This window comes from Pseudomonas stagnisoli (genome assembly GCF_048595745.1).
Taxonomy (GTDB): domain Bacteria; phylum Pseudomonadota; class Gammaproteobacteria; order Pseudomonadales; family Pseudomonadaceae; genus Aquipseudomonas; species Aquipseudomonas alcaligenes_A.
Map to the genome: position 1 here is coordinate 1,482,008 of NZ_CP184361.1, position 25,971 is coordinate 1,507,978.

Sequence of the window (25,971 nt, forward strand, 5' to 3'; positions counted from 1 at the left end):
TTCATGGACCGCCCGCAATTTCGCGCTTCTTTCCTTCACCCGCGTTTCTGGCCGCTGTGGCTGGGCCTCGGGCTGCTGTGGCTGATTGCGCAGTTGCCGTACCGGGTTCTGCTGCTGCTCGGTCGCGGCCTGGGCGCACTGATGTACCGTGTTGCCGGCTCGCGGCGGCATATCGCTGGGCGCAACCTCGAGCTGTGCTTCCCGCACCTCAGCGCCGCCGAGCGCGAGCGCCTGCTCAAGGAGAACTTCGCCTCCACCGGTATCGCCTTCTTTGAAATGGCCATGAGCTGGTGGTGGGCCAAGTCACGGCTGGCCGGGCTGGCCCATATCGAGGGGCTGGAGCACCTGCGCCAGGTGCAGGCCGAGGGGCAGGGCGCGATTCTCATGGCGCTGCATTTCACCACCCTGGAAATCGGTGCGGCGCTGCTCGGCCGGGTGCAGACCATCGACGGCATGTACCGCGAGCACAAGAACCCGGTGTTCGACTTCGTGCAGCGCCGCGGCCGCGAGCGCCACAACGCGGATGCCACCGCCATCGAGCGCGAGGACATCCGCGCCATGCTCAAGGTGCTGCGCGCCGGCCGCGCCATCTGGTACGCGCCGGACCAGGACTACGGCCCCAAGCAGAGCATCTTCGTGCCGCTATTCGGCATCCAGGCTGCCACCGTCACCGCCACCACCAAGTTCGCCCGTCTGGGCAAAGCGCGGGTGGTGCCCTTCACTCAGGAGCGCCTGGCCGATGGCAGTGGCTACCGCCTGGTGATCCATCCGCCGCTGGCCGACTTCCCCGGCGAGAGCGAGGAGGCTGACTGCCTACGCATCAATCAGTGGATCGAGCAGGCGGTCAGCCAGCATCCCGAGCAGTACTTGTGGGCACACCGGCGCTTCAAGACCCGCCCTGAGGGCGAACCCAAGCTGTATCGCAAGCGCAGGCGTTAGCCCGGCCCTATACTCGCTGAAAAACAGCGGACAGCCCCCATGACCGATGCAGTCGAAGTTGCCAGCCCCGTCACCGGGCTGATCCTGTCCGGTGGCGGAGCAAGGGCGGCCTATCAGGTCGGGGTCCTGGGGGCGATTGCCGACCTGCTCGGTGATGCTGGTCGTAACCCGTTTCCGGTCATCGTCGGTACCTCGGCCGGTGCCATCAATGCCGTTGGCTTGGCCTGTGGCGCCCTGCACTTCGCCAGCGCGGTCCGCCGCCTGACTGAGGTCTGGCAGGGGTTTCACTGTGGCGACGTCTATCGCAGCGACTGGCCTGGTGTGCTGCGCCAGGCCAGTCGCTTTTTCGCGCACAGCCTCATGGGCATTGGCAAGGATCTGCCGGTCGCGCTGCTCGACAGCACGCCGTTGGGCGACCTGCTGGCCCGTGAGCTGGATTTTTCAGGTATCGCGGCGGCAGTGCGCCTGCGCCAGCTGCGCGCGGTGGCGGTGACCGCCTTCGGTTACGAGAGCGGCCAGGCGGTGACCTTCTACCAGGGGCGCGCGACCATCGATCCCTGGTTCCGCCATCGCCGTGTCGGTGTGCCGACCCGCCTGAGCCTGGAGCACTTGCTGGCCAGTGCGGCGATCCCGCTGATTTTCCCGCCGGTCAAGGTCAACCGTGAGTACTTTGGTGATGGCGCGGTGCGCCAGCAGGCGCCGATCAGCCCGGCGCTGCACCTGGGCGCCAGTCGCGTGCTGGTGGTGGGCGTCAGTGGCAATCCACAGGGCAAGGCTGGCAACCAGCAGGTGTTGCGCCGCCGAAGTGGCCACCCGCCAACCCTGGCGCAGATCAGTGGACACATGCTCAACAGCACCTTCATCGATAGCCTGGAAGGCGACATCGAGTTGCTTGAACGACTCAATCACATGAGTCGCCTGGTACCTTCCGGGCTGCATCCGCGCGGACTAGGGCTGAAGCCGGTGGATGTGCTGGTGATCTCGCCGAGTCAGCCGCTGGATCAGATCGCCGCACGGCACCGGCGGGAGATGCCCAGAGCCATGCGCTTCTTCCTGCGCGGTTCGGGCGCGACCCGAGCCAGCGGTGCCGGCGTACTCAGTTATCTGTTGTTCGAGCCGGGCTACTGCAACGAACTGATCGAGCTGGGCTACCAGGACGCCATGGCGCAGAAGGGCGCCCTGTGCCGTTTCCTCGGCCATGCCGAAGTGGCTGCCGAGGACGTGCCGGTGCTCTCCGCGCGCTGAGGCTCAGGCAGTCAGGCGATCATCGCGAAAATCGCGCAGTGCCTGTTCGATCTCCTCGTGGCTGTTCATCACGAAGGGGCCGTATTGCACGATCGGCTCGTTCAGCGGCGTGCCGGCGATCAGCAGCACCCGCGCGCCGGTTGCGCTGCCCATCTCGATGGCGCCGATTTCCGATAGCCGCGCCAGGCGGCCTTTGCTGACGCTGTGGCCGTTGACCGCCAGCTCACCCTCGTAGACATACAACAGCACCCGCTGGCCATCGGCCAGGCGCGGTGCCAGGCGGCTACCGGCTGGCAGATGCAGGTCGAATAGCTGTGGCGCGGTATGCGGACGTTGTACGGCACCCTCCTGCTGCTGCTCTCCGTCATCGAAGCGCCCGGCGATCACCGTTACCGCCACGCCCGTGCTAGTGGTGAGGCGGGGGATTTCCTCTGGTGCATAGTCGCGGTAGCCGGCATCGCCCAGCTTGTCCTTGGCCGGCAAGTTGAGCCAGAGCTGGAAGCCACGCATCACGCCTTCCTGCTGCTCCGGCATCTCGCTGTGGATGATGCCGCGCGCGGCCGTCATCCACTGCACGCCGCCGCTTTCCAGCAGGCCGACATTGCCCAGGTGGTCTTCGTGGCGCATGCGCCCTTCGAGCATGTAGGTGATGGTCTCGAAGCCGCGGTGCGGGTGCGGCGGGAATCCGGCGATGTAGTCGTCCGGGTTGTCCGAGCCGAACTCGTCGAGCATCAGGAAGGGATCGAAGCGCTCGATGCCGGCGCCGCCGATTACGCGGGTCAGGCGTACACCGGCGCCATCCGAGGCGCTCTGGCCGATGTGCTGGGTGAGGACTTGGCGGAATTGGGTCATGGGGCACCTCCTGAAGTGGAATGCGCCCATGCTAGTCCAGCAGATTGAATCTATGGGTGAGACTTTTACCGTTTAAATATCTATTAATTGGATCATTCGGCGATCTGCAGCTTGCGCGCCTCGCGGTACACGTAGCGTACCTTCTCGTATTCGAACGGGCTGTTGAGCTGGCCATAGCGGAAGCTGGTGCTGTCGCGCAGGTCGATCACGCGCAGGCCGGTGATTTCCGGGTGATCGCTGCTGATCTCCGCCATGTTGAGGTAGTTGATCTGGTTCTCGGCAGCGAAGTCGAACACCTTGCCACCGGTATCGCGCAGGTTGGACGGGCCGAGCAGCGGCAACATGACGTAGGGGCCGTCCGGCACGCCGTAGAAGCCCAGGGTCTGGCCGAAGTCCTCGCTCTGCTTGGGCAGGCCCATGCGCGTGGCCGGGTCCCACAAGCCGGCTATGCCGACCGTGGTGTTGAGCAGCAGGCGCCCGGTGGTTTGCAACGAGCGCTTACCCTTGAGCTGCAGCAGGCTGTTGAGCAGGTTGGGTACATCGCCCAGGTTGCCGAAGAAGTTGTTCACGCCGGTTCGCACCAGGCCCGGCGTGACATAGCGATAGCCGCGCACCACCGGCAGGAACACCCACTCGTCAAAGCGGTAGTTGAAGTGGTACACGCGGCGGTTCCATGACTCCCAGGGATCATAGACATGCAGGGCGCTCAGGGTGGAGCGCTCGAACTCGCGCTGGTCCAGGTACGGGTTGAACTGCAGCTGCTGCATGGGGTTGGTGAAGCCGTCGGGGTCGGTCTGGGTTTCGGCCTGGGCCAGGCTGGCGGCCAACAGCAGGGCGAGCGGGAACAGGTACTTAGCCACGGAAGAACTCCAGCATGGCGTCGCCGTTGACGCGGTAGTTGAGGTTGCCGCAATGCCCGCCGCGCGGATAAAGAGTCAGGCGCTCGCCGAAGGTGCGGCGCAGGAACCCGAGGTCGCCACGCCCCAGGATCAGGTCGTCGGCATTGTGCATCACCGCCACCTTGGGGCTCTTCTTCAGGTACTGCTCCAGGGCGTAAAGGCTGATCTGGTCGTTCAGCTGCAGCAGGCTGCCGCCGTCATAGGCCTTGCGCCAGTAAGGCAGCAGTTGCTCGACGATGTAGCAGTCGAAATCGCACTGCAGGGCGCGCTTGAAGAAAGGAGTCAGGCTGGTGCCTTCGCTGATCGGGTAGTGCGGCGGGGTGATCAGGCCGCGGCGGTTGATCAGGTCGGCGGTGAAGGCCATGTCCGATACCGAGAAACGGAACGAGCTGCCGATCAGCATGGCCAGCTGTTCGTTGCTGAGCTTCTGGCCGGACTGCTGGAAGTCGTAGAGCAGGGCCTCGTTCATGTCGATGTGGCCCTTTTCCTCGAAGTAGCGCGAGAGCTTGCCGAGGATCAGCTCGAAGTAGGTGGTGCCGTCGTCGACGCCCTTGACCCGGGTCTGTACCAGGCGGTCGAGGTTGGTTACCGAGGTGTAGAGGTTGACCGGCGGGTTGAGCAGCAGCACGCGCTTGAAGTTGAAGCTGCGCAGGCGCTCATCCAGCTCGCTGACAAAGGCGGCATTCAGCGCCCCCAGGCTGTAGCCGGTGAGGTGGTAGTCGCTGACGGCCAGCTTGGGGTGCTGGGCGCGCACGGCCATCATCACCCGGTACAGGTCCTCGGCGTCCTGCCGTGACAGGCCGGGGGTGGCATTGCGCGAGGCGGCGCTCATGAAGTCGTAGCTGGTTGGCGAGGACAGCTGTACCACGTGATAGCCGGCGCCATAGAACAGGCGCTTGAGTTCTTCGGTCTTGCCGCTGGAGTAGCTGGCGCCGGTGCCGGCGATGATGAAGATCAGCGGCGCCTGGCCCTTCTGCTGGGCCAGGCGATAACGCAGCTTGGTCACCGACCAGAAGTTTTCCGGCAGCTGGAATTCACGCTCCGGGCGCAGCTTGAGGTCGTAGTCAGCCTGGTCGATCTCGTCGTCGCTGGGCACCGGCGAGCGCAGTTCCGGCGGCGTGGTGGCGATGGTCGCCTCGAAGGGGTTGGCCAGCGGGTAGCCGTAGCTGGCTACGTCAATGTCCGCCGCCAGCACTGGCGAGCCGAGCAGCAGGCTGCCGAGCAGGGCGATGAGCGAGGGGAAACGGGGCATGGGCCGGGTTCCTGGATAACGGAGGGTGAAGTGAATAACGGCGCTATGACAAGTGCAAGCGCCGCAAGTGCCGCAGCTGCTAATCCAGCGCGCTGAGGCTCTGTACCCAGATCAGTTCGCAGGCACCTTGGCCGACATCCTCTCGGGTCAGTGAACTTTGCCAGTGAAAGCCATCGTCGCCGACCACTCGCACCAACTGGCCGCTCAGGGCGATGCGCTGGCCCGGCTCTACCCGCTGCAGAGCCCTGGCCACCGTGGCATCGGCGGGAATCAGGTGCATATTGGCGCTGTGGATTTCGATCTCGCGACGGGGAATGGGGAAGTCGTCGGTGCGCCAGTGATACCAGCGGTTGCGCTGGCTGATGTCGATACGTGCCAGCACCTGAGGATCGGCCATTGGGCCCCAGCCCAGCGCCAGGTCGGTGGGCGAGATTCGCGCGCCGCGGTCGAACAGGTAATCCTCGCGGCCCAGTACGCGGGCCTCCAGGCTGAAGGCCTGCAAGGGCGTAATGGTATGGCCATCGAGGCGGATCACGCCGTCCGGCGAGGCCTGCTGCGGGGGTTCGGATGGCAGACGCAGCCATTGCCAGCCAAGTGCGAGCAGCATCAGCAGGGTCAGGGCGAGGAGCAGGCGGCGTGCGGTCATGGGGCTAATTCTAGTGTTGCGGTCTTGCACTCGGGCACGAGCAGATTAAGCTGGTCGCCTTTTTCGGACCACCGGAGCGTCAAGATGTCCCGCCATATTCCCCTCCTGCTGTTGCTGCTGGTGCTGCCCCTGTGGCTGGCGGCCAGCTACGGCGTGCGTTTCGCCCTGATGGAGGACAGCCAGTGGGTGGGCATTTGCGTTGAGCAGGCAGCGCGCTGGGAATGTCAGGCCCGTGCCGGGCTGGGCTATCTGATTCACTTCCGGGTGATTGCCTGGACAGCACTGGTGTTGGCGCTGGTGGGCTTCATCGCGCCGGGCAAGACCGGTCGGGTGTTGGCCGCTCTGGCACTGTTCTGCGGTATTCCGGCTCTGGTGTTGTACAGCGCCAGCCTGGCGGTGTTCGCCCTGGTGCTGGCGGGCCTGCGCCTGGTGCGGGCGCCCCGCGCCGCCTGACGGCACGGGGCGGCAGGCGCCGCGCCTTAGAGCGAGCCTTCAGCCGCGCGAATGACGCAGGCTGCGCCACAGGGCGGCGACCAGCAGCGCGCTGGTCAGTGCCCAGCCGATGGCTTGCTGGTTGTGCAGGCCTTCCTGATAAAGCTGAGGCGCGATACCGGCACCGATGATCACGGTCAGCAGGGCGATCTCGCGGCGCGGCGCGCGCACCGGTCGGCACAGGTAAACCAGCGCCGGCAGTAGCAGGGCCAGACTGGGGAAGCTGCGGTAGCGCGAGTCGAACACCAACCCGAGCATCAGTACCGCACCGGCAAAGCCGGCTGCCGCCAGCCACCAACCGCCGCGCGCCTCCAGCCAGGCGAAGGCGCGCTCACGCCAGCCATGGCGCGAAGACAGGGCCAGGATGGCATGCGCCAGCACCAGCAGGTTGAGGCCGAGTAGGGCGGTCGCCCATAGCCATTCGCCCCAGTAGCGGCTGGTGATCAGCGCCAGCTCGCTCCAGCCCAGGCTGCAGGCTGCGCCGAAGGCAGCGACGAGCGGCAGCAGCAGAGCGGCGCGCGTTGAGGCAGGGCGGCCGGCGAGCAGCAATGCGGCGCACAGCAACAGGCCGCTGGCTCCCAGCCACAGCGGCCAGTGCGGCAGGTTGGACACCGGGCCGGCGAGGATGCCCTTGTCGCCGCGGTCGGCATCATAGAGGCCCCAGAAACCGCCGACGGCGCCCTCGCTGTCGCGTTTCCACGGCTGGTCGAAGGCTTCGATCAGGTTGTAGTGCCAGCCGTTGTCCTCGGCCAGTTTGACGAAGCCACGGATGAACAGTGCTTCGTTGACCCGGCTCGGCAGCGCTGTCTCACGCTGGCGGCCTTCGCTGGGCCAGCCGGTTTCGCCGATCAGGATATCCTTGGGTGCATAGGCGCTGCCGAAGGCACGGCGTACGTTGGCGACCTGGTTCAGGGCCGCGTCGATGCCAGTGGGATCGTCTTCCCAGTACGGCAGCAGGTGAATGGTGAGGAAGTCTACCGCCGGTGCCATCTGCGGATGCTTGATCCAGAATTCCCAGACATCGGCATAGGTCACTGGCTGCTTCACTGCCGCCTTGACGCGTGCGATCAGGGCGACCAGCTGGCTTTCGGTGGCTTCCTTGCGCAGCAGCACTTCGTTGCCGACGATGACCGCATCGATCACGTCCGGGTAGGTGTTGGCGGCGCTGATCAGCGCCTTGATCTCAAGCTCGGTGTCCGCCGGATTGGCGCTGACCCAGGCGCCGGCCAGCATTTTCAGACCATGTTTGCGCGCCAGTTCCGGCAGGGCTTCCAGGCCGATTTGCGAATAGGTACGGATGCAGGTAAAGCGCTGGGCGAGCAGCGCCAGGTCGGCATCGACCCGCTCCGGGCGCAGCACGAAAGGCTGCTGGAAGGGCGACTGGTCCTTGTCGAACGGCGTGTAGGACGCGCACTGCAGCTTGTGCGTCGGCGTGGCAGCGTCGGGCAGTTCGACTGGCCGGCCGACCCAGTACCAGATGGCGGTGAGTGCCGCCAGGGCGATAAGCAGGGCCAGGGAGTAGGGGAGAGCGGGAAAGCGCGACGTGGTGGTCATGGCATCCATAGTTAGCGGGCGGCGGAGCCGCGCATCTTAACGGAGCCCCGGGCTCACGCACAGCTCACCCGTGGTGATGCAGCCAGGCATGCCCTGGTATGGCGCCGCCGCCGGCTTTGTTGCCCTCAATGCGTTTCCAGATCTTCTCGTGAAAGTAGAAGCCCACCGAGTTGCACAGCGGTTCCACCGCCGCCACCAGGCCGCCAACGGCGACACTGCCGGTCAGGGCATAGGCCACACCGAAGGCGATGCAGAAGTGCATGAGGGTGAAGGTGATGGTCTTGAGCATGACGCACCTCGACTGAGAGTTGTTGCATGTCGAGGTAAGGCTAGGACCATTGGCATGAGCGTGGAAATACAGCGTTTGCATGAGTTGAATAGGTATAAGTCAATGTATCTTGGTGTCTTGATAGGTTTTGTGTTGAGCACTGGGTACTCCCCTCTGGCTAATCTTATGAAGCGACGTGGCGCTGTTCTGGATCGTCCTGCCCGGTAAATCTGTATGTCCAATCCCACTGACGGTGATCGTCTCAGAATCCCTGTAGAGCAGTTGGTCATCGGCATGTACGTGGTCGAACTCGACCGGGCCTGGACCGAGACTGCATTCCTGTTTCAGGGTTTTCGCATACGTCAGCAGCAGGAGATTCGTCTTCTGCAGGAGATCTGCCAGTACGTCTGGGTAGATGCGCGACGTTCGGTGGGCATTCGCCAACAGGCCCAGGAGAACCAGGCCGCGAGCCTGCAGCCGGTCATCGGCAAGGTCTCCTTCTCCGCCGAGATGACCCAGGCCGAGCCGGCTTACCAGGCGGCGCGTGAGCAGTCACAGCGCATACTGCAGGCCATCAAGCTGGGGCAGGCGCTGGATGTGACCGCAGTGAAGGAGGTGGTCAAGGGCTGTGTCGAGAGCATCCTGCGCAACCCCTCAGCCCTGCTCTGGCTGGCGCGTATAAAAAACAAGGATGAGTACACCTCCGAACACTCCCTGCGAGTGGCCATGCTGTCCATTGCTCTGGACCAGAGCTTGGCCTGTTGCCGCTGCAACTCGAGCAGATCGGTGTCTGCGGCATGTTGCACGATGTCGGCAAGATCAAGGTGCCCAACGAAATCCTGAACAAGCCCGGCTCGCTCACGTCCGAAGAGATGTTGATCATGCAGAGCCACGCGGCGGAGGGGCGCAAGCTGCTGCTGAGCAACCAGCAAGTAACGGCGGCTACGGTCGATGTCGCCTATTGCCACCATGAGCGCCTCGATGGTCGGGGCTACCCGCGTGGTTTGGATGGTGCCCGTATTCCGTATTTCGCCAAGATAGTCGCGGTGGTCGACAGCTATGATGCGATCAACAGCGACCGTGTCTACAACAAGGGCAAATCATCCCTGGAGTCGCTACGCATCCTGTTCGATGCCCGCGACAGCCATTTCGATGCCGATATCGTCAGGGCCTTCATCCACCTCATCGGCATTTATCCACCCGGAGAAATCGTCGAGTTCAGCAACGGCGAGGTCGGCATCATTATCGGCTGCCCGCCTGGCAACAAGCTCAAACCGCGCGTGCTGGTGGTGCTCGACGACCATAAGCAACGATGCAAGGAGCGGGTGGTCGATCTCCAGGAGTCGCCTCGCGATACCTCCGGCAAGCCCTACAGGGTGAAGGAGGTGCTCAGCTGTGGCGCTTTCGGTATTTCCATCGATGAGTATCGTCAGCGCGGGCTTATCGTTCCCGGCAATCTCTGACAAGCAGCGGTGATTCTGCTTATTCGATAGCCGTCGCGAAGCACCGGCCGGCTTCGCAGCCCCGGCAGCATTCCGTTCACGGCCCGCTCTGTTGATCGCACGTAGATGCTAAGACTTTGGTCGAGAACCGCCGCGGGCTACGACTAAGGTCGTCTGTCGTGCTTGCGTGGGTGCTCGCAGAGTGACCTCACCAGTAACTCGTGCTGTGGAGGACAACAACAATGAACGACAGCGTCTACAAGCGGATTGAGGAAAGTCCGCGCTTCAAGGAGCTGGTCGCCAAGCGCGACCGCTTCGCCTGGATACTCTCTGCCATCATGCTCGGCCTCTACGTGGCCTTCATCCTGTTGATCGCCTTCGAGCCGCAAGTGCTCGGCATGCGCATCAGCGATGATTCGCCGATGACCCTGGGCATCCCGCTGGGCGTCGGTCTGATCCTATCGGCCTTCGTGCTGACCGGTATCTACGTCAAGCGTGCCAATAGCGAATTCGACCGTCTGAACCAGGAAGTCCTGGCCGAGGTGCAGAAATGATCGCGCGTATTCTCTCCACACTCGGCCTGCTGGCGCTGGCGCCGACTCTCTGGGCGGCGGGTGCCATCGAAGGCGAGGTGCAGCGCCAGCCGCTGAACATGGCCGCCATCGTGATGTTCGTCGCGTTTGTCGGCTTCACCCTCTACATCACCTACTGGGCCTCCAAGCGCAGCAAGTCGGCGGCCGACTTCTACACCGCCGGCGGTGGCATCACCGGTTTCCAGAACGGTCTGGCGATCGCCGGTGACTATATGTCGGCGGCCTCCTTCCTGGGTATTTCCGCCCTGGTGTTCGCTTCCGGCTACGACGGCCTGATCTACTCGATCGGCTTCCTGGTTGGCTGGCCGATCATCCTGTTCCTGATCGCTGAACGCCTGCGCAACCTCGGCAAGTACACCTTCGCCGACGTCGCCTCGTTCCGCCTCAAGCAGACCGAGATTCGCACCCTGTCCGCCAGCGGTACGCTGGTGGTGGTGGCGTTCTACCTGATCGCGCAGATGGTTGGCGCCGGCAAGCTGATCGAGCTGCTGTTCGGCCTCGACTACCACGTCGCGGTGATCCTGGTCGGCATCCTGATGGTCTGCTACGTGCTGTTCGGCGGCATGCTGGCCACCACCTGGGTACAGATCATCAAGGCCGTGCTGCTGCTGTCCGGCGCCTCCTTCATGGCGCTGATGGTGATGAAGCACGTCAACTTCGACTTCGGCACCCTGTTCAGCGAAGCGGTCAAGGCGCACCCGAAAGGCGAGGCCATCATGAGCCCTGGCGGCCTGGTGAAAGACCCGATCTCGGCCATCTCCCTGGGCCTGGCGCTGATGTTCGGTACCGCTGGCCTGCCGCACATCCTGATGCGCTTCTTCACCGTCTCCGATGCCAAGGAAGCCCGCAAGTCGGTGTTCTACGCCACCGGTTTCATCGGCTACTTCTACATCCTGACCTTCATCATCGGCTTCGGCGCGATCCTGCTGGTCGGCACCAACCCGCAGTTCAAGGATGCCGCTGGCGCCCTGATCGGCGGCAACAACATGGCGGCGGTACACCTGGCCGATGCCGTGGGTGGCAGCCTGTTCCTCGGCTTCATCTCCGCCGTGGCCTTCGCCACCATCCTCGCGGTGGTCGCCGGCCTGACCCTGTCCGGCGCTTCGGCGGTGTCCCACGACCTGTACGCCAGCGTGATCAAGAAGGGCAAGGCCAACGAGAAGGATGAGCTGCGCGTGTCGAAGATCACCACCCTGGTGCTCGGCGTGCTGGCCATCGGCCTCGGCATCCTGTTCGAGAAGCAGAACATCGCCTTCATGGTCGGTCTGGCCTTCTCCATCGCGGCCAGCTGCAACTTCCCGGTGCTGATCCTCTCCATGTACTGGAAGAAGCTGACCACCCGTGGTGCCATGATCGGCGGCTGGCTGGGCCTGATCACCGCCGTGGTACTGATGGTGCTCGGCCCAACCATCTGGGTACAGATCCTCGGCAACGCCACGCCGATCTACCCGTACGAGTACCCGGCGCTGTTCTCCATCACCGTGGCCTTCATCGGTATCTGGTTCTTCTCGATCACCGACAAGTCCACTGCGGCCGACGAGGAACGCGCGCGCTTCTACCCGCAGTTCGTGCGCTCGCAGACCGGCCTGGGTGCCAGCGGTGCTGCCGCCCACTGATCGACGCTCCGTGTGAACTACTGGGCAGCCTGCGGGCTGCCCTTTTTTATGGGCGGCTGTATGATCGCCGGCCTCCACAGGGACGAACCGAGGACACTCAAGGATGAACATCACTTTCTCTCGCTGGGGCAGCGTTGCCCTGGCACTCTGCCTGAACCTGCTGGCCGGCTGTGCCTACCGCGGCGGCGATGTCGCCAGCGCCGCGGCCGAGCCGGTGAGCGCCGGCTATTCCGCCAACCAGGGCCAGGCCAGCGGTCGTCTGCTGGTGTGGACCGCCGACTTCTCCGTTGAGGTGGCCGATCTCGGCAAGTCTGCCGAGCAGCTCAGTGCGCGCATGGTCGCCCTCGGCGGTTACGTCGAGGAGAAGAGCGACGACGGCAGTCAGCGCCAGAGCTTCGTCTACCGCGTGCCGAAGGACGCCTTCAATGAAGCGCTGGGCGATGTCGAGCGCAGCGGCAGCGTGCTGTCGCGCCACGTCAAGGGCGAGGACGTCACCGAGCAGTACGTCGACGTAGAGACCCGCCTGAAGAACAACCTGGCCCTGCGCGACCGTTTCCGCGACCTGCTGGCCAAGGCCAAGGACGTCAAGGACATCCTGCTGATCGAGGCGGAGCTCAACCGCATCCAGTCGGAAGTCGACTCGATGGAAGCGCGCATGCGCGTGCTCAAGGACCAGATCCAGATGGCCACCCTGCGCGTCACGCTCCACCAGCAGGTGCCACCCAAGCCGGCCACCATCTATGGCCCGCTGGGCTACCTGTACAAGGGGGCCGAGTGGTTCGTGATCAAGCTGTTCGTTATCCGCGAGTGAGCTGAGCATGGACGTGCTGCGCATGCTGTTGGCGGTGCTGGCCCTGCTGGCCGGCATTGCCGCGCTGGTGCAGGGTATCGTCGTCGGGCCGCTGTGGGCCTGGTTGCTGGTCATGGCGCTGGGCTTTCTGCTGGCCTACTGGCTGTGGCCGCGCCACCGTGAGGTGGAGAGCGGCTGGTTCGACGTGCTGGAGCTGCTGGTTGAGCTGCCGGTGAATGCCCTGCTCGTGCTGTTGCGCCTGCTCGGGCGGTTCTTTCGCGATATCGACCTGCCTGGGCCATGAGGCGTCGCGGGGCAGTGGCGGGCTGCTGAGTTCGCCACCCGGCTTGAGTCGCTGCCTCGCTTTGCGGCATGGTGGGCGCAGCTTTCCGACATGGCAGTCAGCCCCATGCACACGACCTTTCTGATCATCCCCGGCTACGGCAACTCCGGGCCCGAGCACTGGCAGAGCCTGTGGCAGCAACAGGATGCGTGTTTCCGCCGGGTCGAGCAGCGTGACTGGTGGAGCCCGCAGTGCAGCGAGTGGGTGGCGACCCTGGAACGGGCGGTGGCGGCCAGCGGGCCGGACACCGTGCTGGTGGCCCATAGCCTGGGCTGCGGTCTGGTCGCGCACTGGGCGGCGCAGACCCGCCAGCGCATCCGCGCCGCCATGCTGGTCGCACCACCCGACCCCGAGGGCCCTGTGGCTGAGCTGAACATTCAGGGCTTCGTGCCGGTGCCGGACCTGCCGCTGGCTTTTCCCAGCCTGGTGGTGGCCAGCAGCGACGATCCTTACTCCAGCCTCGAACATGCGCATGCTGCGGCCGCCCGCTGGGGTAGTCGCTGGCACAACCTGGGCCCGTGCGGCCATATCAATGGCGACAGTGGCCTGGGCGACTGGCCGCAGGGGCGGGCGCTGCTGGACTCGCTGCTGCGCTGAAAAGCAAAAGCCCCGCACTGGGCGGGGCTTCTGGCGTAAAGCGGCGGGCTTATTCGTCCATCTGCGACTGCAGGTAGTTCTCCAGGCCGACCTTCTCGATCAGGCCGAGCTGGGTTTCCAGCCAGTCGATGTGTTCTTCCTCGGACTCGAGGATATCTTCCAGCAGCTCGCGGCTGCCGTAGTCACCAACGGTTTCGCAGTAGGCGATGGCGGCTTTCAGGTCGGGCAGGGCGGCTTGCTCGAGCTTGAGGTCGCAAGCCAGCATTTCCTTGGTGTTCTCGCCGATCATCAGTTTGCCGAGGTCCTGCAGGTTGGGCAGACCTTCGAGGAAGAGGATGCGCTTGATCAGCTTGTCCGCATGCTTCATCTCGTCGATGGACTCGTGGTACTCGTGCTTGCCGAGTTTCTCCAGACCCCAATCCTCGTACATACGGGCATGCAGGAAGTACTGGTTGATCGCCACCAACTCATTGCCGAGGATCTTGTTCAGATGCTGAATGACCTTCTTGTCGCCTTTCATGATATGTGCCTCGCCCTGAGTGGTGATTGGTAATTCAGGAGTCTGCGTCAGAAGTGCTATTCGGTCAAATATAAGCCATTGAAATATATATGAAAATTAATATAAATAAGAATGTTTAGCTTCCGCGTTTTGGCGCTAACTTATTGAAAGCACAAATAAACTTGCTGCCCTCAGATGGCCGGGTTCTTCTACGTGATGGTGGAGTCGACGACATGTTTCTGCGCCTGGCGGCCGATATCCTGGTCGTGATGCACCTGCTGTTCATCCTGTTCGTGCTGGCTGGCGGCCTGCTGGTGCTGCGCTGGCCACGCCTGGCTCTGGTGCACCTGCCGGCGGCAGCCTGGGGTGTGGCGGTCGAGTGGCTGCATCTTTACTGTCCGCTGACCCCGCTGGAGAACCGTCTGCGTCAGGCGGCGGGGCAGGCCGGCTATGAGGGCGGCTTCGTTGAGCATTACCTGATTCCGCTGATCTACCCGGCCGGGCTGACCCCGCAGATACAGGTCTGGCTGGGTGGAGGGGTGCTGTTGGTCAACGGGATCATCTATGCCTGGCTGCTGGCGCGCCTGCCGAGGCGCTAGGCACTCTTCTGGGCTGTCATTCAGCGGCCTGATACAGCGCCGCCAGTGGGGGCGGCTTGGCTACACTCGCCTCAACCTCACCACAGAACAAGGCAATACGAGTATGCAGAATCGCATGATGATCACCGGTGCCGGCTCGGGGCTCGGTCGCGAGATCGCCCTGCGCTGGGCCCGTGAGGGCTGGCGTCTGGCGCTGTGCGACGTGAACGAGCAGGGCCTGGCCGAGACCCTGAAGCTGGTCCGCGAGGCCGGTGGCGACGGCTTCACCCTGCGCTGCGACGTGCGCGACTACAGCCAGCTGACCGCCGTGGCACAGGCCTGCGAGGAGCGCTTCGGCGGCCTCGACGTGCTGGTCAACAATGCCGGCGTGGCTGCCGCCGGCTTCTTCGCCGATCTCAGCCTGGAAGACTGGGACTGGCAGCTGTCGATCAACCTGATGGGCGTGATCAAGGGCTGCAAGGCTTTCCTGCCGCTGCTGCGGGCGAGCAAGGGCAAGATCATCAACGTCGCCTCCATGGCCGCGCTGATGCAGGGCCCGGCGATGAGCAACTACAACGTGGCCAAGGCCGGTGTGGTGGCGCTGTCCGAGAGCCTGCTGATCGAGCTCAAGCCCGAGGGCGTGGCGGTGCATGTGGTCTGCCCGTCGTTCTTCCAGACCAACCTGCTGGACTCTTTCCGCGGCCCCACCCCGGAGATGAAGCAGCAGGTCGGCAAGCTGCTGGAAGGCAGCCCGATCAGCGCTGCGGATATCGCGGGCTACATCTACGACGAGGTGGCCAAGGGCGAATTCATGATCCTGCCGCACGAGCAGGGCCGCATGGCCTGGGCGATCAAGCGGCAGAACCCGCAGATCATCTACGACGAGATGACCGTCATGTGCGAGAAGATGCGTGCCAAGCTGGGCGTGAGCTGATTCGCGCGGGTATGAAAAAGGGCAGCCGAGGCTGCCCTTTTTGTTGCTGGCTGAAGTAGGGCGGGTAAAACCCGCGCCTCTGTCTCAGCCCGCCACCAGCACGCGGATCGCCTCCAGGCGCAGGGCCGCCTTGTCGAGGAAGGCCAGGCCGCTTTCGCGCTGCCTGCGCAGGGCCTCGATCTCGGCCGGGCGCACGCTCGGGTTGACCGCCTGCAATGCGCTCATGCGGGCGATTTCCTCGTCCAGGGTGGCGGTGAAGCGCTGCCGCGCCTCTTCCACGCGGCTGCTGTGGCGCGGCGCGATCTTCGCCTCGGCGGCGTTGATCTGCTTGGCCAGTACGTCACGCTGGGCCTGCACGAACTTGTTGGCGCTGGCGCGTGGCACGGTTTCCAACTGGTCGTTGAGGGTGTCGAAGGCGACCTTGCTGGCCAGGTCGTTGCCGTTCGGGTCGAGCAGGCTGCGCAGTGCCACCGGTGGCAGGAAACGGCCCAGCTGCAGCGCCTTGGGCGCCACCACCTCGCTGACATAGAGCAGTTCCAGCAGTACGGTGCCAGGCTTGAGCGCCTTGTTCTTGATCAGCGCCACCGCGGTGTTGCCCATCGAGCCGGACAGCACCAGGTCCATGCCGCCCTGCACCATGGGGTGTTCCCAGGTGAGGAACTGCATGTCCTCGCGGGCCAGGGCCTGGTTGCGGTCGTAGGTGACGGTGACTGCCTCGTCGTCGCCGAGCGGGAAGCTGGCGTCCAGCATCTTCTCGCTGGGGCGCAGCACCAGGGCGTTTTCCGAGTGGTCCTCGCTGTCGATACCGAAGGCGTCGAACAGCTCTTCCATGTAGATCGGCAGGGCGAACTGATCGTCCTGTTCGAGGATTTCCTCGACCAGCCGCTCGCCCTCGCCGGCGCCGCCGGAGTTGAGCTCCAGCAGACGGTCGCGGCCGCTGTGCAGCTCGCCCTCGAGGCGCTCGCGTTCGGCCTTGGCCTCGCTGAGCAGGGCGTTCCAGGCACCTTCGGCGTGGTCTTCCAGCAGTGGCAGCAGGCGCGGACCGAACTGGTGCTGCAGAGCGTTACCGGTCGGGCAGGTGTTGAGGAAGGCGTTCAGCGCCTGGTGGTACCACTGGAACAGGCGCTCCTGCGGGCTGTCCTCCAGGTAGGGCACGTGCAGCTGGATGGTGTGCTTCTGGCCGATCCGGTCGAGACGACCGATGCGCTGTTCCAGCAGGTCCGGGTGGGCCGGCAGATCGAACAGCACCAGATGATGGCTGAACTGGAAGTTGCGGCCTTCGGAGCCGATCTCGGAGCAGATCAGCACCTGGGCGCCGAATTCCTCGTCGGCGAAGTAAGCCGCGGCGCGGTCGCGCTCAAGGATGCTCATGCCCTCGTGGAATACCGTGGCCGGGATGCCGGAGCGCACACGCAGGGCGTCTTCCAGGTCAAGCGCAGTCTCGGCATGGGCGCAGATCACCAGCACCTTGAACTTCTTGAGCATCTTCAGGGTGTCGATCAGCCAGTCGACGCGCGGATCGAAACGCCACCAGGCCTCGTCATCAGCCTGCGACTGGTAGCGTACCTCGGGGTACAGCTCGGCGTGCTCGCCGGGTTCCAGCTCGGCGTACTGCTCGGGGTTGGGCAGCGGGTAGGGGTGCAGCTGGCGCTCCGGGAAGCCTTGCACGGCGGCGCGGGTGTTACGCAGCAGCACGCGGCCGGTGCCGTGGCGATCGAGCAGCTCGCGGATCAGCCGGGCGGCGGCCTCGCTGTCGCCGTCGCTGACGGCGCCCAGCAGGGCCTCACCCTCGGCGCCGAGGAAGCGCGCAATGGTGGCGTGGGCTTTATCGGACAGGCGGCCCTCGTCGAGCAGCTCCTGTACCGCTTCGGCCACCGGGCGGTAGTTGGCGCTCTCGGCGCGGAAGGCGTCGAGGTCGTGGAAACGGTCCGGGTCGAGCAGACGCAGGCGTGCGAAATGGCTTTCCAGACCCAGCTGCTCGGGGGTGGCAGTGAGCAGCAAAACGCCGGGGATGACGTTGGCCAGTTGCTCAACCAGACGATATTCGTCGCTGGCCTTCTCCGGGTGCCAGACCAGGTGGTGCGCCTCGTCGACCACCAGCAGGTCCCAGCTGGCAGCGAAGGCGGCGTCCTGAGCCTTGTCGCTGTCCTTCAGCCACTCCAGGGAGACCAGCGCCAGCTGGGTGTCCTCGAAGGGGTTGTCGGCATCGCTTTCGGCGAAGCGTTCGGCATCGAACAGCGCCACCTGCAGGTTGAAGCGCCGGCGCATCTCTACCAGCCACTGGTGCTGCAGGTTCTCCGGGACCAGGATCAATACGCGGCTGGCACGGCCGGAGAGCAGTTGGCGGTGGATCACCAGACCGGCCTCGATGGTCTTGCCCAGGCCCACTTCGTCGGCCAGCAGCACGCGCGGGGCGATGCGGTCGGCGACCATGCGCGCGATGTGCAGCTGGTGGGCGATCGGCTGGGCGCGGGCGCCGCCCAGGCCCCACAGGCTGGACTGCAGGAGGCGGCTCTGGTGCTCCAGGGTGTGGTAGCGCAGGGCGAACCAGTTCAGCGGGTCGATCTGCCCGGCGAACAGGCGGTCGCTGGCCAGGCGGAACTGGATGAAGTTGGACAGCTGGGTTTCCGGCATGCTGACCGGGCGGTGTTCGGCGTCGAAGCCGTGATAGACCAGCAGACCGTCGATGTCCTCGACTTCCTGCACGGTCAGCTTCCAGCCCTCGAAGTGGGTGATCTCGTCGCCCGGGGCGAAGCGCACGCGCGTCAGCGGAGCGTTGCGCAGCGAGTACTGGCGGGTCTCGCCAGTGGCCGGGTAGAGCACGGTGAGCAGGCGGCCGTCGGAAGTGAGGATGGTGCCCAGGCCGAGTTCCGCCTCGCTGTCGCTGATCCAGCGTTGCCCCGGTTGGTACTGCACAGTGCCACTACTTGCCATGAAATGCCCCAGCTGCGAAAAAAGCCGCGTATGTTAGCGGAACGCTGCGTCGAGGGCGACGGTCTACGGAATCAACGCAGGCGTCCCGAGTCGAAAGTGTAGCCGGTTCAAGTTGGGTACTGTCCGGCCGACAGCTGGGTTAACCACGGAGAAAAGTCGATGCTGCCGCCCATTCCACAGAGTTTGGTCCCGGTCACCTCCCAGCAGGACGTACCCAAGCCACGTCCCGATATTCCTCCGGTGACGCCGTCCAGTGAAAGCGCCAAGGAAAGCGCCATCGAGCTGGACCGGCGCCACCCGCAGGAGACCGAGATGCTCCTGCGCGAGGAGCAGCGCCGGCGCCAGCGGCGTGGCTACAGTGCCGAGGAGCTGGCCGAAGGTGAGGTCGAGGAGGGCGACGAGAAGCTGCTGGAAGAGTTGCCACGCCAGGGCCTGTGGGTGGATGTGGAGGTCTGATCGTCGGACAATGCACGCTCACTCTCGTATTTCGACCGCCGTGGACCTGTTCTCCGCTTCCCCCATCGACCTGCCCGGTGCCGAGCTGGACTTGCGGCCACATTGGCTGGATGCCGCCACCGCCGCCGCCTGGTTCACCGAGCTGGCCCACGATACGCCCTGGGAGCAGCCGCAGCTGTTCATCCATGGCCGCCATCTCGCCGTGCCGCGCCTGGTGGCCTGGTATGGCGACCCCGAGGCCAGGTACCGCTATTCCGGCCTGGAGCACCGGCCGTTGCCCTGGACGCCGCGGCTGGCGGAGATTCGCACACGGGTGCAGGAAGCCTGCGGGCGGCCATTCAATGCCGTGCTGCTCAACTATTACCGCAACGGCAACGACTCCATGGGCTGGCACAGTGACGACGAGCCGGAGCTGGGCCGCGACCCGCTGATCGCCTCGCTGAACCTCGGGGGTACCCGGCGTTTCGACCTGCGCCGCAAGGGCACCACGCGCATCGGGCATTCGCTGGAACTGGGCGACGGATCGCTGCTGGTCATGGGCGGGCAGACGCAGCATCATTGGCAGCATCAGGTGGCCAAGACCCGCAAGCCGGTGGCGCCACGCATCAACCTCACCTTTCGTCTGATCCGGGGCCGAGCATGAGCGACGACAAGCTGATCGACTTCACTGCCGAGCGCGGCAAGCGCATCCATGACCTGCACGACAAGAAGCTCGACGAGATGCGCCAGGCCTTCGCGCAAGCCCTGCCGCTGCCCAAGGGCAAGAGCAAGTCCAAGCCCAAGAAGAAGCGCTGAGCCTGCCTGCGGCGCCCTGTCGCGGCGCCCACCTCACCGGACATTGATCCGGATCAATTCCCGCCGCCGTGCCTCCTCTACTCTGAAGCCATGCAAGACAAGGCTCAGCTCAAGGAGGCAGCCATGTTCATCGACACAGTAGTTCTCGCCGGTATCGGTACGGTCGCGCTGATGGTCGCCTTCTTCGGCGGCGTCGGTCTCTTCATCTGGAAGGACTCGCACAAGAAGGCCAAGGTGACCACCAAGGCCGAGTGATCTTTCCGCAACAGTGCACGCAAGGCATTTAGGGCGACTTCGGTCGCCCGTTTTTTTGCCGCCGTTTTTACCTCTCAGTCGTGGGCGCCGGCGCGCTTGAGCAGCTGCTTGCAGCGCTCGGAGAGGTGCACCACGCGCAGCTGCTTGCCGGCGCGGGTGTAGCGCTCGCGCAGGGTCTTCAGCGCGGCGATGGCCGAGTAGTCGACGAAACTCAGGTGACGGCAGTCTAGGGTCACCTGCTGCGGGTCGTCGGTCACCTCGAACAGGTTGAGGAAAGGCGTGGTGCTGGCGAAAAACAGCGTGCCGTGGACGCGGTACAGCTTGCCGCCATCGGCCAGGGTGTCGCAGTCGGCGTACAGCTCGCGGGCATGGTGCCAGGCGAAGTTCAGCGCGGCGATGACGATGCCGCAGAGCACGGCGGTGGCCAGGTCGGTGAACACGGTGATGATGGTCACCGCAGCGATCACCAGCACATCGTTGGCCGGCACCTTGCCAAGCACGCGCAGCGAACCCCAGGCGAAGGTCTGCTGCGATACCACGAACATCACGCCGACCAGCGCGGCCAGCGGGATCAGCTCGATCACTGGGGCCAGGAACAGTACGAACAGCAGGATCATCACTCCGCTGACCACGCCGGACAGGCGGCCGCGGCCACCGGAGCTGAGGTTGATCACGGTCTGCCCGATCATCGCGCAGCCGCCCATGCCGCCGAACGCGCCGGACACCACGTTGGCGGCGCCGAGGGCCACGCATTCGCGGTTGGTGTGGCCGCGGCTCTGGGTGATCTCGTCGGTGAGGTTCAGCGTGAGCAGGGTTTCCAGCAGGCCGACCAGGGCCATCAGCGCCGCATAGGGGGCGATGATGCGCAGGGTCTCCAGGTTCCATGGAATGTCCGGCAGGGCGAACTGCGGCAGGCCGCCGGCGATCTGCGCCATGTCGCCGAGGGTGCGCGTGGGCAGGTCGAGCAGGTACACCAGCAGGCCGACGCCGAGGATCGCCACCAGCGCCGGCGGCACCGCACGGGTCAGTTTCGGCAGCAGGTAGACCACCGCCATGGTCAGGGCTACCAGGCCAAGCATCCAGTACAGCTGCGTGCCCCTGAGCCAGCCACCGTCTGCGTGGAAGTGCTCCAGCTGCGACAGGGCAATGACGATGGCCAGGCCGTTGACGAAGCCGAGCATCACCGGGTGCGGCACCATGCGCACCAGCTTGCCCAGGCGCAGCACACCGAACAGGATCATCAGCAGGCCGCCGAGCAGCACGGTGGCCAGCAGGTACTGCACGCCGTGCTGTACCACCAGGGCGACGATGACCACCGCCATCGAGCCGGCGGCACCGGAAATCATCCCCGGGCGGCCGCCGAACAGGGCTGTGATCGTGCAGATGATGAAGGCGCCGTACAGGCCCATCAGCGGGTTGAGCTGGGCGACCAGGGCGAAGGCGATGCACTCGGGCACCAGCGCGAAGGACGAGGTGAGGCCGGCCAGGATGTCGGCGCGCAGACGGGCGATTTTCATGGGTATACCCAGGTCAGCCGGCGGGCGCCGGCCAGGTGAGGCGGATGCGCAGGGGGCTGAATGTTACGCAATCGACAGTGCCCCGGCCAGTCTGCGGGCTCCGTGCAGCGCATCATGCCCGTCGCCAGCATCGTTTCAACCACTGCTCAGGCGGCCTGCGGCCAGTGGTGCAGTCACTGCAATCGGTAGCGTCTCAGCTCGTCCGTGCTGAGCACCTTCATCCGTTGTGGCTCGATGGCCTGCATGTCAACGGCCAGGCTGGGGGCCACACCCATGTCACGGAAGTAGCCAGCGCTGTTGTAGGGCATGCCTGCGCGGCTGGATTGGGCGGATTCGCCAGCAGGGAAGTAGGGGCGATGCAGGCCGACGTGGCCACGCACGGTCTTCTTGCGGCCGGCGGCCAGCAGGTAGATGCAGCTGCCCTGGCATACGCCCTTGGCGGGCACCAGGGTTTCGAAACCGGTCTCGCGCAGCAGGCGGCCCATGCGCATGGCTTCGGCGGCGCTGCCGCCGATGCTGTCGAGCAGGAGGATTTTGCGCGCGAACTTGCCGGGGTGGGCGCGCAGGGCCTTGAGCATGGCGTCGTAGTCACCCGGAGCGATTTCCTCGGATACCTTGAGGATCAGGATGCGGCCGAGGTTGTTCTGCTGGGCGGATTCGACCTCTACCTTGGCAAGGGCAACATTGGTGGCGAGTGCTGCGAGGCACAGCAGGGCGATGCGAAGGGTACGGCTCATGGTGTTGCGATTCAGGCTGATACGACAGGGCGCAGAAGATACCCGGAGCGGCGTCTGCATGCACCTGCCGATGCTCAGGGCGTGACGCCCGGAGCGGCTTCCGGGCAGCTGGCTTCGGCGCGGATGAGTGCGCGCGTGGCCCAGTTTTCGGCACGCACATACCAGGGTTCGGCGTGGTCATCGAGCTGGGCGGTGGCATCCGGGTGCCCGCTGGCGGCGGCTTTTTCCAGCCACAGACGGTTCTGGTCCTGATCCAGCGGCACTATGTGGCCGAAGCTGTAAGCTTCGGCCAGGGCATACTGGGCCTGTGGCAGCCCGCCCTGGGCGGCCTTGCACAGCCACTGCGCGGCCTTGGCGTTATCGCGGGCGTAGTGAAGGGCGAGATCGTCGCCACTGACAGCATCCAGATCGCTTTCCTCGACCAGGTCGCTGCGGTACTGCTCGCTGAGTAGGTACTGGGCCTCCAGGTGGCCCTGTTTGGCGGCTGTTTCGAGCCAGAACATGGCGCCGATTCTGTCCTGGCTACTCGACTTCCAGGCCAGCAGGTAGCGGCCCAGTTCGGCCTGCACTTCGACCAGGCCGCGCTCGGCCGCGTCGGCCAGCCACTTTTCGTAGAGTGCCTGTTGCACGAGGTTCTCGGACTGCCGGTAGAGCTCCAGCAGGCGCTGGTCGGAGCTGGTGTCGCCCTGGCTGGCGGCCAGCAGATAGTAGAAACGTGCGGTCATGTAGCGCTGGCCGCTGTCGGCATAGCGCGCCACAGCCAGGCTGGAGCAGAGATCGCCTTGCCTGGCGCGTGCCGCCAGGGCGTCGAGTTCCGCCTGGTCGATATCGGGGTTGGCGACGCAACTGTCGGTGGCCGCCTGGGCGGTCAGGCCGTGGAGCAGGGCGAGGGTGCAGGCGAGAACGCGGGCGTGGCGCATGAGGATTCCTTCCATGGAACGGGCGCCGGGCTGTGCTTTTCGCGCGGCATGCGGGCGACCTTAGCTAAGCCGGAGGCGCCCGACAAGCCTTGGCCAGTGGCCGTCAGCCTCGCGCCGGAATATTCAGGCCACGCTGCACGGCCGGGCGCGCGAGGAAGGCGTCGAGCACGCGGCGCACATTGGCGAAGCGCTCGAACTGCACCAGTTCGCCGGCCTCGTAGAATCCGACCAGGTTGCGTACCCAGGGGAATAGGGCGATATCGGCGATGCTGTAGCCGTGGCCCATCATCCAGTCGCGGTCCTGCAGATGCTGGTCGAGTACGCCGAGCAGGCGGGCGGACTCGGTTGCGTAGCGATCACGCGGGCGCTTGTCCTCGTACTCGCGGCCGGCGAATTTATGGAAGAAACCAAGTTGGCCGAACATCGGCCCGATGCCCCCCATCTGGAACATCAGCCATTGCAGGGTCTGATAGCGCTGGGCGGGGGCCTGCGGCAGCAGCTGACCGGTCTTCTCCGCCAGATAGACGAGAATGGCGCCGGACTCGAACAGCGCTAGTGGTTCGCCGCCGGGTCCGTTGGGGTCGAGGATGGCGGGGATCTTGTTGTTCGGGTTGAGCGAGAGGAACTCCGGGCTGAACTGATCGTTGCTGTCGAAGCTGACCAGGTGCGGCTCGTAGGCCAGGCCGGTTTCCTCCAGCATGATCGACACCTTGACCCCGTTAGGCGTGGGCAGCGAGTACAGCTGCAGAAGGTCGGGATGCCGGGCGGGCCATTTGCGGGTGATGGCGAAGGCGGACAGGTCGGTCATGGAATTCCCTGCGAAGGCTTGAATGGTGCCGCCATCAGAGCATCCGCTGCGGAGGCAGTGAAATCGAACCTTGTGCTAGTGGTCATCGATCCGGCTGATTCGGACCCGGTTCCCTGCGCGTGGCGGAGCCGGTATGGTGCGGGCTTTCCTCAACCGGGTCACGGAGCCTTCAGCATGAGCCTGCACGGTCAATACGATGAGCAGAACATCTTCGCCAAGATCATTCGCGGTGAGGCGCCCTGCTACAAGCTGTACGAGGACGAGGACGTGCTCGCCTTCCTCGACTTGTTCCCGCAGTCCTACGGTCACTGCCTGGTGATTCCGAAGAACGCGCCGGCGCGCAACATTCTGGAGATCGATGACGCCAACCTGGCCAAGGTGATGGCGGTGGTGCGCAAGCTGACCCGGGCGGTGGTGGACGAGCTGGAACCGGCCGGTGTGCAGGTGGCGCAGTTCAACGGCGCCCCGGCCGGGCAGACGGTGTTCCATATCCATGTGCACATCGTGCCGCGCTACGAGGGCGACACGCTGGGCATGCATGCCAGCCAGCAGGCCGACGCGGGTCAGCTGCAGGCCTTGCAGGCACGGCTGGTAAAACGCCTCCAGGGCTGACATCCGGCTTAGTCATGTGCCCCGGCAACACCGGCATCTATACTCGCCAAACATGATGGCAGTCGGAGCTGTCGATGTTTCGCATCCTGATCCTGAGCCTGCTTCTCGGCGTGCCACTGAGTGTCGCGCATGCCGAAGAGCACCTGACCCTGTGCCACGAAGACCGCGATTCCTACCCCTGGGTGTTGCGCGACGGCGGCGGGCTTAACCCGGAGTTGCTGGCGCAGGTGGCCGAGGCGCTGCACTTGCGCCTGAAACTGGTTGCCGTGCCCTGGAAGCGTTGTCTCGCCGGTCTCCAGAATGGCCAGTACGATGGCGCCTTCGCGGCCAGCTTCAAGCTAGAGCGGCAGGCGATGGGGCGCTACCCGACCACTGCGGAGGGCGATGTGGACGCGCGCAAGCGCATGCACATGTCGCTGTATGCACTGTACCGGCGTCGTGGCGATGGTCTCGACTGGGATGGACAGCGTCTGCTCGGGCTGCAGGACCGCATCGGCTCGCTGAGCGGATTCTCCATTGTCGATTTTCTCCAGCAGCAGGGCGCCGAGGTCGATGAAACCAGCCGCGATCCGCTGGAGCTACTGCACATGCTGCGTGTCGGCCGGGTGCAGGGCGTTGCGTTGCAGGCGCCGCGGGCTGACCAGTTGCTCAGCCAGCACGCCGACCTGGCGGCGGCTGTGGAAAAGATTGCCTTGCCGCTGGAGCAGAAGCCTTATTTCCTCATGCTGTCACATGCGTTGGTCACCGAGCGGCCTTTGCTGGCGGCGGCACTCTGGTCGGAAATCGAGCGTCAGCGCGATTCCGCGCGCTACCAGATGCGTGAGATGGAGTTCTTCCGACAGCGTTGAAAGCCCTGTTTGCCATGGCTGTTGCTCGGCACTTGAGTGTGGGCGCGCGCGCGGTCAATACTGCGCCGACACAACGCTCGCCCAAGGAGGGCATCCATGCGCCGTATTCTCGCCGTTCTACCTCTGGTTCTGCTGGCCGGCTGTTCGTCGTTCCGCCCCGACGCCGAGAACATCACGCCGGTGCCAGGTGATCGCCTGCTGGCTTATCAGGAGGCGTTCCAGAACGGCGGACGCCTGGTGATCAACCGTGACATGGGCCTGATGGGTGGCGGTTGCTACGTGGCCATCGAGGTTGACCGCAAACTGGCGGCACGCATCGGCATGGCCGAGGTGGCCAGCTTCGAGGTGCCGGCCGGTACCCGCGTGCTGGGGCTGACAATCGACCCTCTGGATGACACCCTCTGCGGCATGGGCCGTCTGCACAAGGAGCTGGCGGTCAAGGTGGCGCCGGGGAGTACCCAGTACTTCCATATCGTCAGCGAGAATCGGGGCGGCTTTGATCTGCGGCCGGACGCCAACCCGCCGCGGCCCTGATCGCGCCAGCCCTGCG

Annotated in this window: 31 protein-coding genes; 19 read left to right on the forward strand and 12 right to left on the reverse strand. The window is 64.8% G+C overall.

Translation table 11 applies throughout. From position 1 onward, the window contains the following. The first annotated feature begins 3 nt into the window (after positions 1 to 3). Together ACOAPY_RS07235 and ACOAPY_RS07240 are read left to right on the forward strand one after the other, a co-directional pair. Positions 4 to 939, forward strand: coding sequence for a lipid A biosynthesis lauroyl acyltransferase (locus ACOAPY_RS07235; protein ID WP_465155895.1), 936 nt, complete (start codon positions 4 to 6; stop codon positions 937 to 939). A gap of 39 nt (positions 940 to 978) precedes the next feature. After that, positions 979 to 2,184, forward strand: a complete 1,206-nt coding sequence (locus ACOAPY_RS07240) for a patatin-like phospholipase family protein (RefSeq protein ID WP_465155896.1) — start codon at positions 979 to 981, stop codon at positions 2,182 to 2,184. 3 nt (positions 2,185 to 2,187) lie between these two features. Here ACOAPY_RS07240 and ACOAPY_RS07245 read toward each other — a convergent pair whose 3' ends face one another. From ACOAPY_RS07245 to ACOAPY_RS07260, 4 genes are all read right to left on the reverse strand, one after another. Next, positions 2,188 to 3,036 (reverse strand): pirin family protein, encoded by an 849-nt coding sequence (locus tag ACOAPY_RS07245; RefSeq protein WP_465155898.1) that lies wholly within the window; start codon positions 3,034 to 3,036, stop codon positions 2,188 to 2,190. Positions 3,037 to 3,128: 92 nt separating this feature from the next. Continuing rightward, a complete protein-coding gene (locus ACOAPY_RS07250) occupies positions 3,129 to 3,896 on the reverse strand; it encodes an MlaA family lipoprotein (RefSeq protein WP_465155899.1) in 768 nt (255 codons plus the stop codon). Further along, on the reverse strand, positions 3,889 to 5,187 hold the full coding sequence (locus ACOAPY_RS07255; protein ID WP_465155900.1) for a serine/threonine protein kinase: 1,299 nt from the start codon (positions 5,185 to 5,187) through the stop codon (positions 3,889 to 3,891). Before ACOAPY_RS07255 ends, ACOAPY_RS07250 begins: the two co-directional genes overlap by 8 nt. A gap of 79 nt (positions 5,188 to 5,266) precedes the next feature. Further along, positions 5,267 to 5,833 carry a hypothetical protein gene (locus ACOAPY_RS07260; protein WP_465155902.1) on the reverse strand — a complete coding sequence of 189 codons (567 nt, stop codon included), beginning with the start codon at positions 5,831 to 5,833 and terminating at the stop codon, positions 5,267 to 5,269. A gap of 84 nt (positions 5,834 to 5,917) precedes the next feature. Here ACOAPY_RS07260 and ACOAPY_RS07265 point away from each other — a divergent pair, with 84 nt between their 5' ends. Further along, the gene (locus ACOAPY_RS07265; RefSeq protein WP_465155903.1) at positions 5,918 to 6,286 is read left to right on the forward strand and encodes a hypothetical protein; all 369 of its coding nucleotides are present in this window, start codon (positions 5,918 to 5,920) and stop codon (positions 6,284 to 6,286) included. Positions 6,287 to 6,325: 39 nt separating this feature from the next. Here ACOAPY_RS07265 and ACOAPY_RS07270 read toward each other — a convergent pair whose 3' ends face one another. Further along, positions 6,326 to 7,879, reverse strand: a complete 1,554-nt coding sequence (locus ACOAPY_RS07270) for a glycoside hydrolase family 17 protein (RefSeq protein WP_465155904.1) — start codon at positions 7,877 to 7,879, stop codon at positions 6,326 to 6,328. 64 nt (positions 7,880 to 7,943) lie between these two features. Continuing rightward, positions 7,944 to 8,168, reverse strand: a complete 225-nt coding sequence (locus tag ACOAPY_RS07275) for a DUF2061 domain-containing protein (protein ID WP_465155906.1) — start codon at positions 8,166 to 8,168, stop codon at positions 7,944 to 7,946. 213 nt (positions 8,169 to 8,381) lie between these two features. On the opposite strand from ACOAPY_RS07275, the gene ACOAPY_RS07280 reads away from it, so the two are divergent. The 7 genes from ACOAPY_RS07280 to ACOAPY_RS07310 all read left to right on the forward strand — a co-directional run bounded on the left by ACOAPY_RS07280 (position 8,382) and on the right by ACOAPY_RS07310 (position 13,528). Continuing rightward, entirely contained in the window at positions 8,382 to 8,990 is a 609-nt protein-coding gene (locus ACOAPY_RS07280) for a DUF3391 domain-containing protein (protein WP_465155907.1), read from the forward strand. Next, the gene (locus tag ACOAPY_RS07285; protein WP_465155908.1) at positions 8,909 to 9,610 is read left to right on the forward strand and encodes an HD-GYP domain-containing protein; all 702 of its coding nucleotides are present in this window, start codon (positions 8,909 to 8,911) and stop codon (positions 9,608 to 9,610) included. The genes ACOAPY_RS07280 and ACOAPY_RS07285 overlap by 82 nt, the downstream gene beginning before the upstream one ends. 221 nt (positions 9,611 to 9,831) lie before the next feature. After that, positions 9,832 to 10,143 (forward strand): DUF485 domain-containing protein, encoded by a 312-nt coding sequence (locus ACOAPY_RS07290; protein WP_076426246.1) that lies wholly within the window; start codon positions 9,832 to 9,834, stop codon positions 10,141 to 10,143. After that, positions 10,140 to 11,798, forward strand: a complete 1,659-nt coding sequence (locus ACOAPY_RS07295) for a cation acetate symporter (protein ID WP_465155910.1) — start codon at positions 10,140 to 10,142, stop codon at positions 11,796 to 11,798. The genes ACOAPY_RS07290 and ACOAPY_RS07295 overlap by 4 nt, the downstream gene beginning before the upstream one ends. A gap of 103 nt (positions 11,799 to 11,901) precedes the next feature. Next, on the forward strand, positions 11,902 to 12,609 hold the full coding sequence (locus ACOAPY_RS07300) for a DUF4349 domain-containing protein (RefSeq protein ID WP_280053432.1): 708 nt from the start codon (positions 11,902 to 11,904) through the stop codon (positions 12,607 to 12,609). A gap of 7 nt (positions 12,610 to 12,616) precedes the next feature. Further along, positions 12,617 to 12,892 carry a hypothetical protein gene (locus tag ACOAPY_RS07305; protein ID WP_465155911.1) on the forward strand — a complete coding sequence of 92 codons (276 nt, stop codon included), beginning with the start codon at positions 12,617 to 12,619 and terminating at the stop codon, positions 12,890 to 12,892. Between the two features lie 105 nt (positions 12,893 to 12,997). Continuing rightward, positions 12,998 to 13,528: an RBBP9/YdeN family alpha/beta hydrolase gene (locus tag ACOAPY_RS07310; RefSeq protein ID WP_465155912.1), complete on the forward strand. Its 531-nt coding sequence runs from the start codon at positions 12,998 to 13,000 to the stop codon at positions 13,526 to 13,528. 49 nt (positions 13,529 to 13,577) lie between these two features. Here the strand turns inward: ACOAPY_RS07310 and bfr are convergent, their stop codons facing one another. Continuing rightward, entirely contained in the window at positions 13,578 to 14,048 is a 471-nt protein-coding gene (gene bfr / locus ACOAPY_RS07315; RefSeq protein WP_021701923.1) for a bacterioferritin, read from the reverse strand. Between the two features lie 212 nt (positions 14,049 to 14,260). On the opposite strand from bfr, the gene ACOAPY_RS07320 reads away from it, so the two are divergent. After that, positions 14,261 to 14,626: a DUF2784 domain-containing protein gene (locus ACOAPY_RS07320; RefSeq protein WP_465155914.1), complete on the forward strand. Its 366-nt coding sequence runs from the start codon at positions 14,261 to 14,263 to the stop codon at positions 14,624 to 14,626. Positions 14,627 to 14,729: 103 nt separating this feature from the next. After that, positions 14,730 to 15,539, forward strand: coding sequence for an SDR family oxidoreductase (locus ACOAPY_RS07325; protein WP_465155915.1), 810 nt, complete (start codon positions 14,730 to 14,732; stop codon positions 15,537 to 15,539). 84 nt (positions 15,540 to 15,623) lie between these two features. Here ACOAPY_RS07325 and rapA read toward each other — a convergent pair whose 3' ends face one another. Then, on the reverse strand, positions 15,624 to 18,473 hold the full coding sequence (gene rapA / locus ACOAPY_RS07330) for an RNA polymerase-associated protein RapA (RefSeq protein ID WP_465155916.1): 2,850 nt from the start codon (positions 18,471 to 18,473) through the stop codon (positions 15,624 to 15,626). 159 nt (positions 18,474 to 18,632) lie between these two features. Between rapA and ACOAPY_RS07335 the strand changes: the two genes are divergently transcribed. The 4 genes from ACOAPY_RS07335 (at position 18,633) to ccoM (ending at position 19,979) form a co-directional block, all read left to right on the forward strand. Continuing rightward, a complete protein-coding gene (locus tag ACOAPY_RS07335) occupies positions 18,633 to 18,929 on the forward strand; it encodes an aspartate-semialdehyde dehydrogenase (RefSeq protein ID WP_076584407.1) in 297 nt (98 codons plus the stop codon). A gap of 40 nt (positions 18,930 to 18,969) precedes the next feature. Continuing rightward, positions 18,970 to 19,572, forward strand: a complete 603-nt coding sequence (locus ACOAPY_RS07340) for an alpha-ketoglutarate-dependent dioxygenase AlkB family protein (RefSeq protein WP_465156736.1) — start codon at positions 18,970 to 18,972, stop codon at positions 19,570 to 19,572. After that, positions 19,569 to 19,724, forward strand: coding sequence for a hypothetical protein (locus tag ACOAPY_RS07345; RefSeq protein WP_179085236.1), 156 nt, complete (start codon positions 19,569 to 19,571; stop codon positions 19,722 to 19,724). The genes ACOAPY_RS07340 and ACOAPY_RS07345 overlap by 4 nt, the downstream gene beginning before the upstream one ends. 123 nt (positions 19,725 to 19,847) lie before the next feature. Beyond that, entirely contained in the window at positions 19,848 to 19,979 is a 132-nt protein-coding gene (gene ccoM, locus ACOAPY_RS07350) for a cytochrome c oxidase subunit CcoM (RefSeq protein WP_256720252.1), read from the forward strand. A gap of 74 nt (positions 19,980 to 20,053) precedes the next feature. On the opposite strand, the gene ACOAPY_RS07355 is transcribed toward ccoM, so the two are convergent. The 4 genes from ACOAPY_RS07355 to ACOAPY_RS07370 all read right to left on the reverse strand — a co-directional run bounded on the left by ACOAPY_RS07355 (position 20,054) and on the right by ACOAPY_RS07370 (position 23,961). Continuing rightward, complete coding sequence (locus ACOAPY_RS07355) at positions 20,054 to 21,496, reverse strand: SulP family inorganic anion transporter (protein WP_237044241.1); 1,443 nt, start codon at positions 21,494 to 21,496, stop codon at positions 20,054 to 20,056. A 173-nt stretch (positions 21,497 to 21,669) separates the two neighbouring features. Further along, complete coding sequence (locus ACOAPY_RS07360; RefSeq protein WP_237044242.1) at positions 21,670 to 22,233, reverse strand: COG3904 family protein; 564 nt, start codon at positions 22,231 to 22,233, stop codon at positions 21,670 to 21,672. Positions 22,234 to 22,307: 74 nt separating this feature from the next. Then, positions 22,308 to 23,153, reverse strand: coding sequence for a tetratricopeptide repeat protein (locus ACOAPY_RS07365; protein WP_465155918.1), 846 nt, complete (start codon positions 23,151 to 23,153; stop codon positions 22,308 to 22,310). A gap of 103 nt (positions 23,154 to 23,256) precedes the next feature. Beyond that, complete coding sequence (locus tag ACOAPY_RS07370) at positions 23,257 to 23,961, reverse strand: glutathione S-transferase N-terminal domain-containing protein (RefSeq protein ID WP_465155919.1); 705 nt, start codon at positions 23,959 to 23,961, stop codon at positions 23,257 to 23,259. A 174-nt stretch (positions 23,962 to 24,135) separates the two neighbouring features. Between ACOAPY_RS07370 and ACOAPY_RS07375 the strand changes: the two genes are divergently transcribed. From ACOAPY_RS07375 to ACOAPY_RS07385, 3 genes are all read left to right on the forward strand, one after another. Continuing rightward, on the forward strand, positions 24,136 to 24,573 hold the full coding sequence (locus tag ACOAPY_RS07375; RefSeq protein ID WP_076584420.1) for an HIT family protein: 438 nt from the start codon (positions 24,136 to 24,138) through the stop codon (positions 24,571 to 24,573). Between the two features lie 74 nt (positions 24,574 to 24,647). Further along, positions 24,648 to 25,421, forward strand: a complete 774-nt coding sequence (locus ACOAPY_RS07380) for a substrate-binding periplasmic protein (protein WP_076584423.1) — start codon at positions 24,648 to 24,650, stop codon at positions 25,419 to 25,421. 96 nt (positions 25,422 to 25,517) lie between these two features. Then, complete coding sequence (locus ACOAPY_RS07385) at positions 25,518 to 25,955, forward strand: 3-isopropylmalate dehydratase (protein WP_237044247.1); 438 nt, start codon at positions 25,518 to 25,520, stop codon at positions 25,953 to 25,955. The last annotated feature ends 16 nt before the right edge of the window (positions 25,956 to 25,971 follow it).